General features: G+C 35.3%; 15 protein-coding genes. 11 read left to right on the forward strand and 4 right to left on the reverse strand.

Annotated elements, in window-relative coordinates; translation table 11 throughout:
• Positions 1 to 116: 116 nt before the first annotated feature.
• Entirely contained in the window at positions 117 to 440 is a 324-nt protein-coding gene (gene ssb, locus Q0L65_RS07860) for a single-stranded DNA-binding protein (protein ID WP_264534083.1), read from the reverse strand.
• Between the two features lie 306 nt (positions 441 to 746).
• Between ssb and Q0L65_RS07865 the strand changes: the two genes are divergently transcribed.
• From Q0L65_RS07865 to Q0L65_RS07885, 5 genes are all read left to right on the forward strand, one after another.
• Positions 747 to 1,097, forward strand: coding sequence for a hypothetical protein (locus tag Q0L65_RS07865; RefSeq protein ID WP_296685043.1), 351 nt, complete (start codon positions 747 to 749; stop codon positions 1,095 to 1,097).
• A 26-nt stretch (positions 1,098 to 1,123) separates the two neighbouring features.
• Positions 1,124 to 3,532, forward strand: a complete 2,409-nt coding sequence (locus Q0L65_RS07870; RefSeq protein ID WP_366051503.1) for a M28 family peptidase — start codon at positions 1,124 to 1,126, stop codon at positions 3,530 to 3,532.
• A 12-nt stretch (positions 3,533 to 3,544) separates the two neighbouring features.
• Positions 3,545 to 4,348, forward strand: a complete 804-nt coding sequence (locus tag Q0L65_RS07875) for an SDR family oxidoreductase (RefSeq protein ID WP_296685044.1) — start codon at positions 3,545 to 3,547, stop codon at positions 4,346 to 4,348.
• A gap of 69 nt (positions 4,349 to 4,417) precedes the next feature.
• Positions 4,418 to 5,272, forward strand: a complete 855-nt coding sequence (locus Q0L65_RS07880; RefSeq protein ID WP_366051505.1) for an EamA family transporter — start codon at positions 4,418 to 4,420, stop codon at positions 5,270 to 5,272.
• Between the two features lie 33 nt (positions 5,273 to 5,305).
• Complete coding sequence (locus tag Q0L65_RS07885) at positions 5,306 to 6,205, forward strand: AraC family transcriptional regulator (RefSeq protein ID WP_296685046.1); 900 nt, start codon at positions 5,306 to 5,308, stop codon at positions 6,203 to 6,205.
• A gap of 54 nt (positions 6,206 to 6,259) precedes the next feature.
• On the opposite strand, the gene Q0L65_RS07890 is transcribed toward Q0L65_RS07885, so the two are convergent.
• Positions 6,260 to 8,323, reverse strand: a complete 2,064-nt coding sequence (locus Q0L65_RS07890; RefSeq protein ID WP_296685047.1) for a M13 family metallopeptidase — start codon at positions 8,321 to 8,323, stop codon at positions 6,260 to 6,262.
• A 134-nt stretch (positions 8,324 to 8,457) separates the two neighbouring features.
• On the opposite strand from Q0L65_RS07890, the gene Q0L65_RS07895 reads away from it, so the two are divergent.
• From Q0L65_RS07895 to Q0L65_RS07910, 4 genes are all read left to right on the forward strand, one after another.
• Positions 8,458 to 9,123 (forward strand): SCO family protein, encoded by a 666-nt coding sequence (locus tag Q0L65_RS07895; RefSeq protein ID WP_296685049.1) that lies wholly within the window; start codon positions 8,458 to 8,460, stop codon positions 9,121 to 9,123.
• Between the two features lie 101 nt (positions 9,124 to 9,224).
• The gene (locus Q0L65_RS07900) at positions 9,225 to 9,461 is read left to right on the forward strand and encodes a FeoA family protein (RefSeq protein WP_296685050.1); all 237 of its coding nucleotides are present in this window, start codon (positions 9,225 to 9,227) and stop codon (positions 9,459 to 9,461) included.
• Complete coding sequence (gene feoB / locus Q0L65_RS07905) at positions 9,461 to 11,563, forward strand: ferrous iron transport protein B (protein WP_296685051.1); 2,103 nt, start codon at positions 9,461 to 9,463, stop codon at positions 11,561 to 11,563. The genes Q0L65_RS07900 and feoB overlap by 1 nt, the downstream gene beginning before the upstream one ends.
• A 6-nt stretch (positions 11,564 to 11,569) precedes the next feature.
• Positions 11,570 to 11,692, forward strand: coding sequence for a FeoB-associated Cys-rich membrane protein (locus Q0L65_RS07910; RefSeq protein ID WP_296685052.1), 123 nt, complete (start codon positions 11,570 to 11,572; stop codon positions 11,690 to 11,692).
• Here the strand turns inward: Q0L65_RS07910 and Q0L65_RS07915 are convergent.
• A complete protein-coding gene (locus Q0L65_RS07915; RefSeq protein ID WP_296685054.1) occupies positions 11,689 to 12,342 on the reverse strand; it encodes a metal-dependent transcriptional regulator in 654 nt (217 codons plus the stop codon). The genes Q0L65_RS07910 and Q0L65_RS07915 overlap by 4 nt on opposite strands.
• 17 nt (positions 12,343 to 12,359) lie before the next feature.
• Complete coding sequence (locus Q0L65_RS07920) at positions 12,360 to 14,231, reverse strand: Nramp family divalent metal transporter (protein ID WP_296685056.1); 1,872 nt, start codon at positions 14,229 to 14,231, stop codon at positions 12,360 to 12,362.
• Between the two features lie 101 nt (positions 14,232 to 14,332).
• Here Q0L65_RS07920 and Q0L65_RS07925 point away from each other — a divergent pair, with 101 nt between their 5' ends.
• A complete protein-coding gene (locus tag Q0L65_RS07925; protein WP_296685059.1) occupies positions 14,333 to 15,088 on the forward strand; it encodes a transporter in 756 nt (251 codons plus the stop codon).
• A 46-nt stretch (positions 15,089 to 15,134) separates the two neighbouring features.
• Positions 15,135 to 16,280 (forward strand): lycopene cyclase family protein, encoded by a 1,146-nt coding sequence (locus tag Q0L65_RS07930; RefSeq protein WP_296685061.1) that lies wholly within the window; start codon positions 15,135 to 15,137, stop codon positions 16,278 to 16,280.
• The last annotated feature ends 51 nt before the right edge of the window (positions 16,281 to 16,331 follow it).

A 16,331-nucleotide genomic window follows, 5' to 3' on the forward strand; every position in this document is an offset into this window, starting at 1 on the left:
CACTGATCTTGTCATTCCGAATTTATTTCGGAATCTATAATTATATTAGAAACTGAAACAAGTTCAGTTTGACAAATAAATTGCTTTTTAGTCACCCCCTTTACTTCTTGGAATATCTATTTTCCTAACAACAGCACTTCATTCGCAACGATATCGGTTACATACCGTTTTTCTCCATTTTTATCTTCGTAAGTGCGGTGTGTTAATTTGCCTTCAATGGCGATTTCTTTTCCTTTGGTTACATATTTTTCTATAATTTCAGCCGTTTTACCCCAAGCCGTAACGCGATGCCATTCGGTTTGCTCTACTTTGTCTCCGTTGTCTTTGTAATAGACATCATTCGTTGCGATTGTGATAGTGGCTACTTTTTTTCCTCCTTCTAGGTTTTTAACTTCAGGATCTTGACCTACTCTTCCGATTAATTGTACTCTGTTTTTCATAAGGCTTAAATATTTGTTAATTAATGTTTTATGTAATTCGCATTTCATTAAGTTTTTGCCTAAGGAAAATGCTCATTTTATGGCGTATAAATTTAAATGGTTAAAATAAAATGAGTTAACTGATTCGTTTCAATCAACAGTGCAAAGATGGAGGAGGTTCTAAAAATTATTCGGTTACTAACTATTTACTTTCGGTTGTAACTATTTGTAAACATTTGTAAATGGAAAATATTTGATATATTTGATAGATTTTAAATATATTTATTGCGCATTATACACTATTTTAAGTCAAAAAATCCCAATCTTATGAATAAAAGCTGTTTAGAATGCGGAGATAAAATTATTGGCCGTGAAGACAAAAAATTTTGCAGCGATGGCTGTCGCAATGCATACAACAACAAAATCAACAAAGACAGCAACAATTTTATGCGCAACATCAACAACAAATTGCGTAAAAATTATCGCATTTTGTGTGAATTGAATACCGAAGGAAAATCCAAAACTACCCGAACTAAATTATTGAGTAAAGGATTTGATTTTGACTATTTCACCAATATTTTGCAAACCAAAACAGGAAATACCTACTATTTCTTGTACGACCAAGGCTATATGGCTTTAGAAAACGACTATTTTATGCTTGTTAAAAAAGATATTTAATACCACACCCAAATCTGCCACCTCCAATGAAAAAAAATTATTCTGCTCTTTACAGTTTCCTTTTCCTGCTAGCGATTCTTGCGTTAGCCTTTCTTACTATGATGCCACAATGGACATCGGGTGAAGAAGGTCCGCTAACCGAATTCTCTACCCAAAGAGCTTTCAAACAAGTGAGAGCTATTTCGCGTCAACCTCATTTTGTAGGTTCTAAAAACCACGAAGAAGTAGCTAATTATCTACTAAAGGAATTGCAAAAATTAGGATTGGAAACTTCCATACAAGAAGGCTATACGTTAAGTGATTGGGGGAATTTGGTGAAATCAAAAAATCTTTTGGCAAGAATCAAAGGAACCGATAGTTCCAAAGCCTTATTGCTTTTATCGCATTATGATAGTGCGCCACATTCGTATTCCTTAGGCGCCAGCGATGCGGGTTCGGGAGTAGCTACCATTTTAGAAAGTGTCCGAACATTTTTATACAACAAAACCGCACACAAAAATGATATCATCATTCTCTTCACTGATGCCGAAGAATTGGGTTTGAATGGCGCAGCGCTCTTTGTTACCCAGCATCAATGGGCAAAAGAAGTGGGGGTCGTTTTGAACTTTGAAGCGCGCGGCTCATCAGGCCCTAGTTATATGTTGATGGAAACCAATGGTGGAAATGCCGGATTGGTACACGAATTTGCTGCCGCAAAAGTGCCGCTTCCCGCTTCCAATTCCTTGATGTATAGTATTTATAAAATGCTACCCAACGATACCGACTTGACTGTTTTTAGAGAACAAGGCAATATCCAAGGTTATAATTTTGCATTCATCGACGATCACTACAATTACCACACCGCACAAGACGATAGCAAACACCTCAACAAAAAAACATTAGAACATCAAGGCACGTATTTAATGCCTTTATTGCATTATTTTGCTAATGCCAATTTTGACGCTACTGTTTCCAAAGAAGACTACGCTTATTTTACCCTACCATTTACTTTTGTCAGTTATCCATTTAGTTGGATTGTACCAATGGTATTGATTGCTTTAGGACTTTTTGTGCTCTTGGTTTTCGTAGGAGTTGGAAAGCGCATTTTATCATTCAAAGAAATTGGCAAAGGTGGTATTCCGTTTTTGGGTGCTACACTTACTAGCGGATTGTTGGCTTATTTTGGTTGGAAGTTGTTGCTGAATTACTATCCGCAATACAATGACTTACTCAACGGATTTACTTACAACGGTCATTCTTATATTGCAGGATTTGTAGCTTTAACTTTAGCCATTTGTTTTATCTTTTACCATTTTTTCTCAGAGAAGAAAACCACAATGAATCATTTTGTGGCACCCCTTTTCCTTTGGATATTGATTAATTGCGGATTGGCCTTTGCTTTAAAAGGAGCTGGGTTTTTAATTATTCCGGTGTTTTTTGGTTTGATTGCCTTTGGATTTTTTATTCTGACGCAAAAATCAAATGCCCTACTCAATTTAATTTGTAGTATTCCTGCACTTTTAATTATTGCACCATTCATTCAAATGTTCCCTATTGGGCTAGGACTTAAAGTGCTTTTTGGAAGCGCTATTTTGACCGCTTTGACCTTTGGATTGCTGTTGCCGGTTTTTGGGGCTTACGCCAAAAAAGGATCGTGGTCATTATTGTTTTTGGCGATTGCCGGTGTCTTTTTTGCAAAAGCGCACGTGCAATCGGGTTATGAATTAGGCAAAGCCAAATCCAATAGCTTGCTCTACATCTATAATGCCGACACCCAAAAAGCCAATTGGGTAACTTATGACACCAATTTAGACCCGTGGACTAAAAACTATTTGGGGAACCATCCTCAAAATGCTGATTTTATGAAAGACACGCCGTTGTTTAGCAAATACAATTCCGGTTTTACCTACGCTGCAGAGGCGCCTAAAAAAGAATTGGCTCAACCTACCATCGAGTTTTTAAAAGATCAAATAGTAGGTAATCAACGCCAATTAAAAATTAGAATTACACCCAATCGCAACGTGAATCGTTATGATATTTTTGCTTCCGAAGAAATGATTCTTTATAATTTCAAGGCAAATGGCGTTCAAGCTATTGGACAAAAAGGCGCTAAATACGACCGTAAAAAAGGGAAAAAAATATTGAGTTATTATGTAGTAGGGAATGAACCGCTAGAAGTGGAATTCAGCATAGATAAGCTAGTTCCTTTCGATATGGAGTTATTAGAAAGTTCATTTGACTTGATGCGCAATGCCTTGTTTCCAATGATTCAAAGGCAAAATTGGATGATGCCAACTCCATTTGTTTTGAATGACGCAGTTGTGATTCAAGAAAAAATTATTCCAAAACCTGTAGTGAAAACGGAGATGAAAAAAGTAGTAGCCGTTCCTGTAGTTCAAGATAGTCTGACCGAACCAAAACCTGGGATAGAAATCGAAACTCCTAAAGTACCTTAAGAGGTAATCAATATGGCGCAAATTAGTATTTTAGGCTGTGGCTGGCTAGGTTTCCCTTTGGCGAAAGCCTTAGTTCATAACGGATTTTTGGTAAAAGGTTCGACTACCTCAACAGAGAAAGTATCTATTTTAAAATCGGCAGGAATTGAGCCTTTTATAGTACAATTAGAAGAAGAAAAAATCAGTGAATCTGTTGCTGATTTTTTGGCTCATAGCCAAATTTTAATTGTGAACATTCCGCCTAAATTAAGAGGCAATTCAACTGAAAATTTTGTTGCCAAAATAGCCACTTTACTTCCTTTTATTGAAAAATCAACGGTTGAAAAAGTGCTTTTTGTGAGTTCGACTTCAGTGTATGGCGAGGATAATGAATTCGTTACTGAAGACACTCCTTTAAACCCAGACACAGAAGGTGGGCGCCAACTGGTAATTGTAGAAAGTCTTTTGCAAAAAAACACCCATTTTGAGACGACCATCTTGCGTTTTGGAGGTTTGATTGGAGAGGATAGAAATCCGGTTCGGTTTTTATCGGGACGAGAAAATATTGAAAACCCAGACGCACCCATTAACTTAATTCATCAAGACGATTGTATTGGTAGTATTGAAAAAATTATAGCCTTAAATTCTTGGAATGAAATTTTTAATGCTGTAGCGCCTTTTCACCCAAGTAGAAAAGAATATTATACTCAAAAAGCAACCGATTTGAATTTGGCTTTGCCTAAATTTGCTGCTTCAAATTCCATTGCAGGCAAAACGATTTTGAATGACAAACTCATTAAATACCTGCAATATTCCTTTATAAAACCAAGATTATAACGTGAGAACCCGAATAAAAAATGCTTTTCTAAACCAAATCAAAACTATTGGTTTGCCCATTTTAGCCCTATGTTGGGTCAGTTTTTTTGGGGTACTACTTGGATTGCTTCCAAAGAAGGTGTGAAACACATGCCCGCTTTGCAACTCGCTGCTATCCGACAATTTATACCTGGATTACTTTATATCATTTTTTTCACCATTCGAAAAGCACCTTGGCCCAAGGGTAAACAGTGGAAAACGATTTTCATTTTGGCTGCACTAAATTTTGTGCTAAGCAATGGACTCAGTACTTGGGGGGTAAAATACATTAGTAGTGGATTAGGCGCTATTATTGGTGCTTGCGTTCCACTATGGGTGGCGATTATTTCATTGATTAGAGGAGAACGTTTAATTCGTTTAACTTTCATTGGTTTAATAACCAGTTTTAGTGGTGTTTGCATCGTATTTTATGACCATTTAAATGACTTTCTATCGCCTGATTTCCAATTCGGAATTATTGTGTCCATAATATCTACTGTAACTTGGGCCTTTGGAACTTTATATACCAAGAAAAAATCAGCTAGTTTCAATCCTTATTTTAGTTTAGGATTACAAATGTTTATTTCGAGTATTATTCTATTTGCTTTTACAGGAGCTACGGGTACCGCTGTACCTTTAGATACTATTCCTGCCATTTCTTGGTGGGCTATAGGGTATCTAGTTATTGTAGGTTCAATCCTCACTTTCACAGCTTTTATCTATTCATTACAACATCTTCCTGCTCATATTAGTACCATTTATGCTTATATAAATCCAATAGTAGCAGTGCTTTTAGGCACTATTATTTTCAATGAGTCATTAACCTTTCCTATCATTATCGGTGGAAGTATTACTCTGATTGGTTTGTATGTAGTAAATCAATCCTTGAGAAAAAATAGAGCATAACAGTGAGGAAGTAGTTTTTTAATTCTAAAAGAAATGAGTGAAGAATACATCAAGCGAGTGAATACAATATTGACTTATATTGACAACAATTTAAGTGGCGATTTATCTTTAGAAACTATTGCTAAACTAGGCTTTTATTCTCCTTTTCACTTTCACCGCCTTTTTAAGTCAATAACTAATGAAACTTTGAATGGATATGTGACTCGCAAAAGGATTGAAAAAGCAGCTTCATTACTGATGCATAAGAAAGACGTAAACATTGCTGAGCTTGTTTTACAATTTGGATTTAGTAGTAATGCTACATTTACAAGAGCCTTCAAGAAATATTACAAACAAAGTCCAAGCGGTTTTAGAAAGTCTCATTTCAATTCATTTAGCAAGATTAGCAAAACGAATAGCAAGAAAGGAAAAGAAAATAGCGCTTCAGAAGAATACATTTGTACCCTTACTAACCTAAAAGAATGGATACAAATGAATGCTACAATTGAAATTAAAGAACTCCCTAAAATGGATTGGGCTTTTATCACTCAGATTGGTCCCGAAGGATTAGATGCTGCTTATGGAAAATTACTCCAATGGGCAATTCCTAAAGGTCTTGTTGGAGAAAATCTAAAAATGGGGCGTATTTATCACGATAGTTTTAAAATAACCGAACCTGATAAAGTACGAATGAGCGCTTGTCTTTTGCTTCCATCACCGATTGAACTGACTGGCGAAATTGGTTTAACAGCAACTCCAAAAGGAAAATGCATCGTAGGTCATTTTGAGATAGCACCTCATGATTTTGGGAAGTCTTGGCAATCCCTATTTATTTGGATGAATGAAAATGGATATAAAAAAGCAGACGAAAATCCATTTGAAATAATCCACAATAATTTCAATGAGCATCCGGAGAAAAAATGCATTGTAGACTTGTGTATTCCTATCGAATAAAAATAAAAAAACCGATTATTGCTAATCGGTTTTTTTGTTTTTTATAATTCAAGATTACCAAATTTTAACTCTCTTTTCAGGAGCGATATACATTCCGTCAGTAGGCTGTATATTGAAGGCTTGATAAAACGTGTCTACATTTTGTAATGGTACATAGGCACGGTACATTCCTGGAGTGTGTGGATCTGTTTTTACTTGACTTTTCAAAGCTTCGTCTCTCATTTTTGAACGCCAAATGGTTGACCAAGAAATAAAGAAACGTTGTTCTGGAGTGTATCCGTCGATTAATCCAGGATTTCCATTGGCTTTCAAATACAATTGCAATCCATCATACGCCGCATTTACGCCTCCTAAATCTCCAATATTTTCTCCTAAAGTAAATTTACCATCTACAAAAGTTCCAGGCAAGGGTTGTAATGCACTGTATTGTGCTGCCAAAGCTCCAGTTAGAGCTGTAAATTGTTTCAAATCGTCTGCTGTCCACCAATCTACTAAATTACCATCAGCATTGTATCTTGCTCCTGAATCGTCAAATCCATGAGAAATCTCATGCCCGATTACAGCTCCAATTCCGCCATAATTAACAGCTTCATCTGCTTGATAATTATAAAATGGGGGTTGCAAAATCGCCGCTGGAAATACAATTTCGTTATACGAAGGATTGTAATACGCATTTACCGTTTGTGGAGACATTCCCCATTTTTCTTTATCAACCGGTTTTTTCAATTCCGCTAAATTTTCATTGAACGACCATTGCGAAAGGTTTTTTACGTTTTCAAAGTACGTTCCTCCCTCAGCTGGCGCTTTGACTACCAATGCAGAATAATCTTCCCATTTGTCTGGATAACCAATTTTGATTCTTGATTTTTTCAATTTAGCAATCGCGCTTTTCTTGGTCTCTTGAGACATCCAAGCCAAATTATTAATTCTATTTTCGAAAGCTAAGAATACGTTTTTAATCATTTTCTCTGCTTTGGCTTTGGCTTCAGCTGGGAATTTTTTCTCTACATATAATTTCCCTAAAGCTTCGCCAATAGCGCCATTAATCACTTGAAGTGCACGTTCTTCAAGTGGTCTTTGTTTTACAGCTCCTGTTAGGGTTTTTCCATAAAACTCCCAGTTGGCATTTCCCAATTTAGTTGACAATTGACCCGCTGACTTATTTAAAAGCGTCCAACGCATATAGGCCTTCCAATCTTCTACTTTATTTTCTTTTAAAATACCTTCTAAAGCCGTTAGGTATTTAGGCTGAGAAACAATTAATGAATCGGTTTTAGGTAATCCAATTTGCGTTAAATAGCTATCCCAATTAATTGACGGCGTCAATTTTTGTAAGTCTTTAACCGTCATTGGATTATATGATTTTCTTCTATCTCTTCGTTCCACTCTATCAAATCGCGGTTTTGACATCGCGGTTTCAAAAGCTAGTATTTTTTCTGCTTGAGACTGTGCTTCAGCTGGTTTTTCACCTATCATTTGCAACATCTTGGCCACATGAAGTACATACTTAGCTCGTTTTTCTTTCGAATCAGCATCTTCAGAAACGTAGTAATCTCTATCAGGCAATCCTACACTACCTGGGCCCACATTAATGATATTTCTGTTGCTGTTTTTAGCATCTACACCAATACCAACACCAAAAAAACCAAGACCTCCTACAGGTGCCATTTGAGTTAACAAAGCTTGCAAATCGGCAGTGTTTTTCACCGCATTAATTTTCGCGAGGTAAGGTTTTAATGGAGCATATCCTTGCTTGTTTCTACTAACAGTATCCATTATAGATTTGTACAAATTGATTGCTTTCCCTTGGTCTGTATTCGATTTATAAATAGGGTTTTTTGCCGCTTCTTTCAAGATAGCCAAAGCATCTTCGTCTGTTTTTTGACGTAATTCATCAAAACTTCCCCAACGTGTTTTATCGTTAGGAATTTGAGTATTATCTAACCAAGTTCCATTGACAAAACGGAAAAAATCGGTGCTTGGTTTCACCTTTTGATCCATAAAATTTAGATTAATTCCAGGTTGTTTGTTTTCTGTTACAGTCTGAGCTTGAGTTGCTGTAACCGATAACATCGCTGGAATTACAAAAAGCATAGTACTCTTAAATAACTTTTTCATTATTGATAATTTTAAAGTGATATGACAAATCTATTGATAAATTATTTAAACAATTGCTTTTAATGTGATTTTTTAATAAAATTGATTCTGTAAATACACTTTTGAATTTCGTATTTTTGCATCAAATTTATAAGATGAAATCTTTTTTATACAGATATAGAATTTTCTTTGGCGTACTAATTGTATTTTCAATTGTTACTATTTCTTTGTTTTATTCGGCTTTAAAACCGGCTAAAACCTTACCCATCTACAACCCTGCTGATGTGAATCCAGAGTTGGTGGATAGTGCGGTACAATATGTGAGTAAATACCATACGATTGCTGATTTTTCTTTTGTGAACCAAAATGGAAAAACCATTACTCAAAAGAATTATGAAGGTAAAATTTATGTCGCCGATTTCTTTTTCACCACCTGCGGTTCGATTTGCCCAAAAATGACCACTAATTTAGAGGAAGTACAAAAAGCGATTATCAACAACCCGAAAGTCATGTTACTTTCTCATACCGTTTTCCCCGAAACGGATAGCGTTCCTGTTTTAAAAGAATATGCCATCAAACATCATGTTGACGATAGCAAATGGAACCTCGTTACAGGCGATAAAAAAGCCATATATACTATGGCGCGAAAATCCTATTTAGCAGTAAAACTAGGCAAACCTTCAGAGCTATATGACATGGTACACACCGAAAATTTTGTGCTGGTAGACCAAAAAAGACGCGTTCGCGGATTCTACGACGGAACAAATAAAGAAGACGTCCAACGCCTCATCGAAGATATTGCCTTTTTATCAGAACAATAAAACTTCTTTTTGATTGATTTTTTAGTATAAAAATGATATTTATCATTTGGTTTACTATTAAAATCTGTACTTTTGCAATCTTAATTCAATCTAAATAAGGTTTGCGCACCACATTAAATATTCTCAAAAAAGGCGAAAAAGCAATCATCAAAGAATTTGATGTTGATGCTGTTCCTTTGAAATTATTGGAGATGGGATGTTTACCTGGAAACGTGGTTGAATTGCTTCAAATTGCCCCTTTTGGCGACCCCTTGTATCTAAATATTAACGGTTCTCATGTAGCCATTAGAGTAGAAACCGCCAAAGAAATCGAAGTTGATTTAATCGAAAACCACTAATGTTAAGCAGTCACAACATCAATGTAGCGCTAATTGGCAATCCAAATGTGGGGAAAACTTCGGTTTTCAACCAACTTACAGGATTGAATCAACAAGTGGGGAATTATCCCGGCATTACGGTGGAGAAGAAAATGGGTTTTTGCAAATTACCTAATAATTACAAAGCCAACATTCTTGATTTGCCTGGCACCTACAGTTTGAATGCGAGTTCCATTGATGAGAATGTGGTGATTGAGCTGCTATTGAACAAGAACGACAAATTGTACCCAGACGTTGCTTTGGTGGTGACTGATGTCGAGAATTTAAAACGTAATTTACTGCTTTTCACCCAAATAAAAGATTTGGAAATTCCGACCATTTTAGTCATCAATATGGCAGACAGAATGCGACACAAGGGAATTTCTTTAGATATTCCGTTTCTAGAAGAAAAACTAAAAACAAAAATAGCTTTAGTTAGTTCGCGAAAAGGCACTGGAATTGAAGAGTTAAAACAACTCATCGTCAGCTATAAATCGATTCCGAAAGAACCGTGTTTGAACGCTTCTATAATAGACGAAGAGTATTTTGAGTCGTTACGCAAAACATTCCCGAATCAATTATTGTACAAACTATGGTTGGTAATTACTCAGGACGTCAATTTCTTAAATTTGGATCGAAACGAAATTCGTAATTCGTATACCAAATCACATTCTGACTTAAAACGATTACAACAAAAAGAAACTATAAAACGTTATCAGTTCATCAATGATGTTTTGAAAGAAGGGTTGAAAATTGATAATAGTATTGCCAAAGATTTTCGTTCTATCCTTGACCGAGTGCTAACACATAAAGTTTGGGGCTACGCCATTTTCTTTTTTATTCTTTTTGGAATTTTTCAATCCATTTTTGAATGGTCCAAAATTCCAATGGATTTTATTGACAACTCTTTTGCCTCTTTGAGTGCTTTGGCTAGCGAAAAATTACCTGCCGGCGTATTGACAAATTTAATTGCGCAAGGTATCATTCCGGGCATTGGAGGGATCTTGATTTTTATCCCACAAATCGCTTTTCTTTTTATGTTCATTTCTATTTTAGAAGAAAGCGGATACATGAGTCGCGTCGTTTTTCTGATGGATAAGATTATGCGAAAATTTGGTTTGTCAGGCAAAAGTATTGTACCGCTAATCTCAGGTACAGCTTGTGCTATCCCGGCAATTATGGCAACTCGAAACATTGAAAACTGGAAAGAACGATTGATTACTATTTTAGTCACTCCGTTTACTACTTGTTCTGCTAGGCTACCTGTTTATGCTATTATTATTGCCTTAGTTATTCCTGAAAAACGCATTTTTGGAGTCATCAACATGCAGGGCTTGACCTTAATGTTATTGTATCTTTTAGGTTTTGGAATGGCTATATTTTCGGCCTACATTTTGAATAAAATTTTGAAGATAAAAGGCAAAACCTACTTTATTGTAGAAATGCCCAATTACAAATTGCCAATGTTCAAAAATGTGGCCATCAATGTCATCGAGAAAACAAAAGCATTCATTTTTGGAGCAGGGAAAATTATTTTGGCCATTTCCATTGTATTGTGGTTCTTGGCTTCTTATGGACCAGGTGAAAAATTCAATAATGCTGAAAAAATCGTAATGGAGAAAAATCTTGCTAAGCCCTTGAATGCATCTGAATTACAAAATGCCATCGCTTCGCAAAAATTAGAAAATTCGTATATCGGATTGATGGGAAAAACCATTGAGCCTGTTATTTCTCCTTTGGGTTACGATTGGAAAATTGGAGTAGCTATTATTAGTTCGTTTGCAGCAAGGGAAGTTTTTGTTGGAACACTAGCCACGATTTATAGTGTGGGAGATAGTGACAACGACAATACGATTAAAAACAAAATGCAAGCCGAAATTAATCCTGAAACAGGTCAAAAAATATTCAATTTTGCCTCAGGAATTTCGTTATTATTATTCTACGCTTTTGCCATGCAATGCGCTAGTACCATTGCCATCACTAAAAAAGAAACCAACTCTTGGAAATGGCCTTTAGGGCAATTAATCTTCATGAGTGGACTAGCCTATTTAGTGGCTTTGATTGCTTTTCAAATTCTAAAATAGCACATTATGACTCAAGAAATTCTAGCTTTTGGAATACTGATTTTGGCCATTGCTTTTTTGATTCGAAAATATTTTTGGAAGAAAAAATCAGACAAGAATTGTGGTAATGGCGATTGCGGTTGTAACTAAACTATTTTCACAAACAAATTAGTGGCGATTTTATTGGAAATAGTCACTTCCTTTCCGTCTATTTTTATTTTTAGTGACGAATCAAAAACTTCTTTTGTCAAAATCTCAATAGTAGAACCTAGTGCAATGCCTTGTTTGTCTAGATATTTTAAAAATTCCGAAGACGTATCTTTTACGCCTACACAAATTCCTGATTGTTTTTCTGAAAGTTCAGAAAGAAGCTGTTTTTCCACTTTAATAATTTGACCATTGGCATCCGGAATAGGGTCACCATGAGGATCTTCGGTTGGATTTCCTAAAAAATCATCCAATCGATTGATTAATTGTTCGGATTTAATATGCTCTAATTGTTCTGCAATATCATGAACTTCATCCCAAGAAAAAGCCAACTTTTCAACTAAGAATACTTCCCACAAACGATGTTTTCTCACAATCATCTTTGCCGCCAATTTCCCTTTTGGTGTCAAAAAAACACCCTGATACTTTTTATAATGAACCAGGTCTTTTTCTGCTAATTTTTTAAGCATATCGGTCACTGATGATGCTTTAGTTTCCATCATTTCAGCAATAGCATTTGTACTTATCTCCGTGGATAAAGAAGTGGTTAAATGATAAATAGTTTTAAGGTAATTTTCTTCTGAAAAAGTCATTCTTTTGAGTTTACAGATTATTTTTTTACAATTAACAAAGGTATCGAAATCTTATGACGTAATTTATCTACAGTGGTACCAAAAAGTAAATCTTTTAAACCCGTATGACCATGAGTTCCCATAACTAAAATATCAAAATCGGATTGATTTACAATTTCTGGAATAACCGTATTAGGTCTGCCAAATCCAAGTATAGTTTCAACTTGAAACCCTTTTTCATTTAACATTTTCTCATACTCTTGCAATAGTTTTTCGTCGATTGTAGTTTCATGATCGTCGGCATTTTTACCATACACAATGGCTCCAACAGTTTCTACAATATGAATAAGAGTATATTTTGCTTCCATTCCGCCTAGTTCAAAAGCACTATTTAAAGCAACTTCATCAGCAAAAGAAAAATCAACAGAAATAGCAATATTCTTTTTATGCTGAAATTCGGACTCCGAAAATTTCAACGCCATCAGATGAGGCGAATGATTATGAATATGCAGCTTCACTTTTGAAATAAAAGGTTTAAAGACTATATAAAGTAACAAAAACAAAAATCCAACAGCAATCGGAACTACAGTTACCCATAAGATTAAAGGATGATTCGTGGTTTCTAACCAGCCACTAATTTCGGCATAAACCAATCTGGCATTAAGAGAAACTATTATAGTCGCAATAATCCAAGCTGCAATTTGAGTCATTTTAGAGATATGAAATCCTTTCATTTTTGATTTATCGCTCACAAAATGGATTAACGGAATTATAGCAAAACCTAATTGTAAACTCAAGATTACCTGACTCAAAATCAATAATTTCCCAGTGACACTTTCTCCATAAATTAAAATAACGATAACTGCAGGAACAATCGCAATTAATCGGGTAATGATACGCCTAACCCAAGGTTGAATTCGCAAATTAAGATAGCCTTCCATCACAATTTGACCCGCTAAAGTTCCTGTAATAGTGGAACTTTGACCCGCTGCTATCAAGGCTACTGCAAATAAAATTGGCGCCCATTGTGTTCCCAAGAGAGGTGCTAAAAATCGATGAGCATCCTGAATTTCAGCCACTTCATACATACCATTTTTATAAAATGTGGCAGCTGCCAAAATCAAGATGGCGGCATTGACAAAAAAAGCTAAATTCAATGCAATGGTAGAATCAATAAAATTGTACTTTAATGCTTGTTTGATTCCCGAATCGGTTCGGGAAAATTTTCGGGTTTGTACCAACGAAGAATGCAAATATAAATTATGAGGCATTACGGTAGCTCCGATAATTCCGATAGCTATATACAAAGCCGACTCATTAGGTATAGACGGAATTAAACCGTAAATTACTTTGCCCATTTCGGGTTGTGCAAAAATCATTTCGAAAATAAACGAAAACCCAATGATAGCCACCAACACAATGATGAAAGCTTCCATTTTTCGGATACCTTTATTAATTAAAAAGAGCAGTAAAAACGTATCCAAAACCGTAATCAAAACCCCTTCAAGTAACGGGATTCCAAATAATAAATTAATCCCAATTGCCATCCCTAAAACTTCCGCTAAATCACAGGCTGCAATGGCTATTTCTGCTAAAAAATAAAGAATGTAATTAATAAACTTAGAATACGTTTCTCTTGAAGCTTGTGCTAAATCACGTTGCGTCACAATTCCTAATCTAGCACTTAAACTTTGTAGTAATAAAGCCATTAGATTACTCATTAATAAAACCCATAACAAAGCGTAACCAAACTGACTTCCGCCCGCAATATCTGTCGCCCAATTTCCAGGATCCATATAACCCACACTAATCAAATAAGCCGGTCCAAAAAAAGCAAGAATTTTTCTAAAAACAGACGTTTTGTTCTGAGTTGAAACAGACTGATTGACCTCTTCTAAAGATTTGCTCATAGCTAAAAAATAAATTATTAAAGCAAATATACAATAATCAATTTTTATTAGAGTAATATTTTTTTTAGATTTGTCTAAATTTTTAATTAAATAAATCTAAAATGAAAATCATTCTGTATAAAATAGTGTTTTTAATGGGACTTGCCACTGGCTGTTTTGCGCAAAATACAGACCCAATTCAAACGGATCGCCCCGATCAAACAGAATGTCCTTTCATAACACCAACCCATTTTTTACAATTTGAAATTGGTTTTCCTTATGAAAAAACCAACACGCACTCTACAAAAATGAGTCTTCCTACTATGTTATCCAAATTCGGTATTAACGAACGTTTTGAATTACGATTGATTACCGAACATCTTATAACTTCTGAAATTACTAATGAAAATTCAGGATTTACTCCTATTGCGATAGGATTTAAATCACAACTTTTAAAAGAAAGAGGAATACTGCCAACTTTAGCTGTTATTGGACATTTTCATTTGCCAAAAGTAGCCTCAACAATATTTCAAACTCCATATTCCGCACCCGCATTTCGATTTACAATGCAACACACTTTAACTCCAAATCAAACTTTGAGTTACAACATTGGAGCTGAATGGGATGGAGACACAGGTATTCCAACTTTTATTTACACACTAACCACAGCCTATTCTTTTTCAGAAAAAACAAGTGGTTATATTGAGTTATATGGTTTTCTACCTCAAATATATTTAGGCAACCATCGCCTAGACGGAGGTTTTAATTACTTATGGAACCCTAATCATCAATTGGATATTTCAGCTGGGATTGGGCTAACCGAAAATGCTCCAAAATATTTTGTTGCTCTAGGTTATTCATTCCGATTTAAAATTTAATTTTCTTTTAAATTGGTTACTTTTGAATGGAATTTTCGAAAAACATATGAAACAATACGACTACATTTTTACGGGCGCAGGCTTATCCGCTTTGATGACGGTGTATAAAATGGTCGTGTCTGGAAAATTTCAAAACAAACGCATTTTGCTTTTGGACGAAAACACCAAACAAACGAATGACCGAACTTGGTGCTTTTGGTCAGAAAACAAATCTATTTGGGGACCTAGTATTTCGAAAAAATGGGATTCGGCTTTGTTTGCCAATGCTGATTTCCAAAGGAGATTAGAGTTACGTCCTTACCAATACAATAAAATTCAAGGATTGGATTTTTACAATCAGGTGTTGGAATTGATTGCAAAGCAAAAAAATATTGATTTCGTCCAAGAAAAAGTAGTCGAAATTGAAGAATCAGAAAGTATCGTCTTGGTGAAAACCGAAACCCAAAGTTTTTCGTGCAGCCAACTTTTTAATTCGATTTACAATCCTTCTCTAGCAGCTAATCAGTCTAAATATCCCTTGTTGCAACAGCATTTTGTAGGTTGGTTTATCCAAACCGAAGCGCCTGTTTTCAATCGGGAGCAAGCTACTTTTATGGATTTTTCGGTGGAACAAAAAGGCAACACGCGCTTTATGTATGTTTTACCTATTTCTGAAACGGAAGCCTTATTGGAATATACTTTGTTTTCAAAAGAGTTACTTTCGAAAAAAGAATATGAAACCGAAATCGAGAACTACATTCATAAATTAGGTATTCGCCAATACCAAATTCTCGAAAAAGAAGCTGGAACTATACCAATGACTTGCTATCCTTTTTGGAAACACAATACCCAAAATGCGATTAATATTGGAACTGCAGGTGGCTGGACCAAAGCCAGCACAGGCTACACTTTTAAAAATGCCGACAAAAAGTCGAGCCAACTGGTTTCGTTTTTGGAAACCCAAACTGATTTTAGAAAATTATATAAAAAGACTAAATTCTGGTGGTACGATTTACTCCTTTTAGACATTTTAGATCAAAAAAATGAAACGGGTGCCGCTATTTTCTCTGCCCTTTTCCAAAAAGGAAATCCGCAACTTATCTTCAAATTTTTGGATGAAGAAACTTCGTTTTGGGAAGATTTGCAAGTCATTTGGAAATGCCCAAAAGGACTTTTTATTACTGCTTTGCTGAAAAGGCTATTTCATTTTTAATTTAGCTATGTAACGATAACAAATCTTTATGATTAGAATCATTCTAAAGAC

It is taken from the genome of Flavobacterium sp. (assembly GCF_024642105.1).
In the GTDB taxonomy this organism is placed as follows: Bacteria; Bacteroidota; Bacteroidia; order Flavobacteriales; family Flavobacteriaceae; genus Flavobacterium.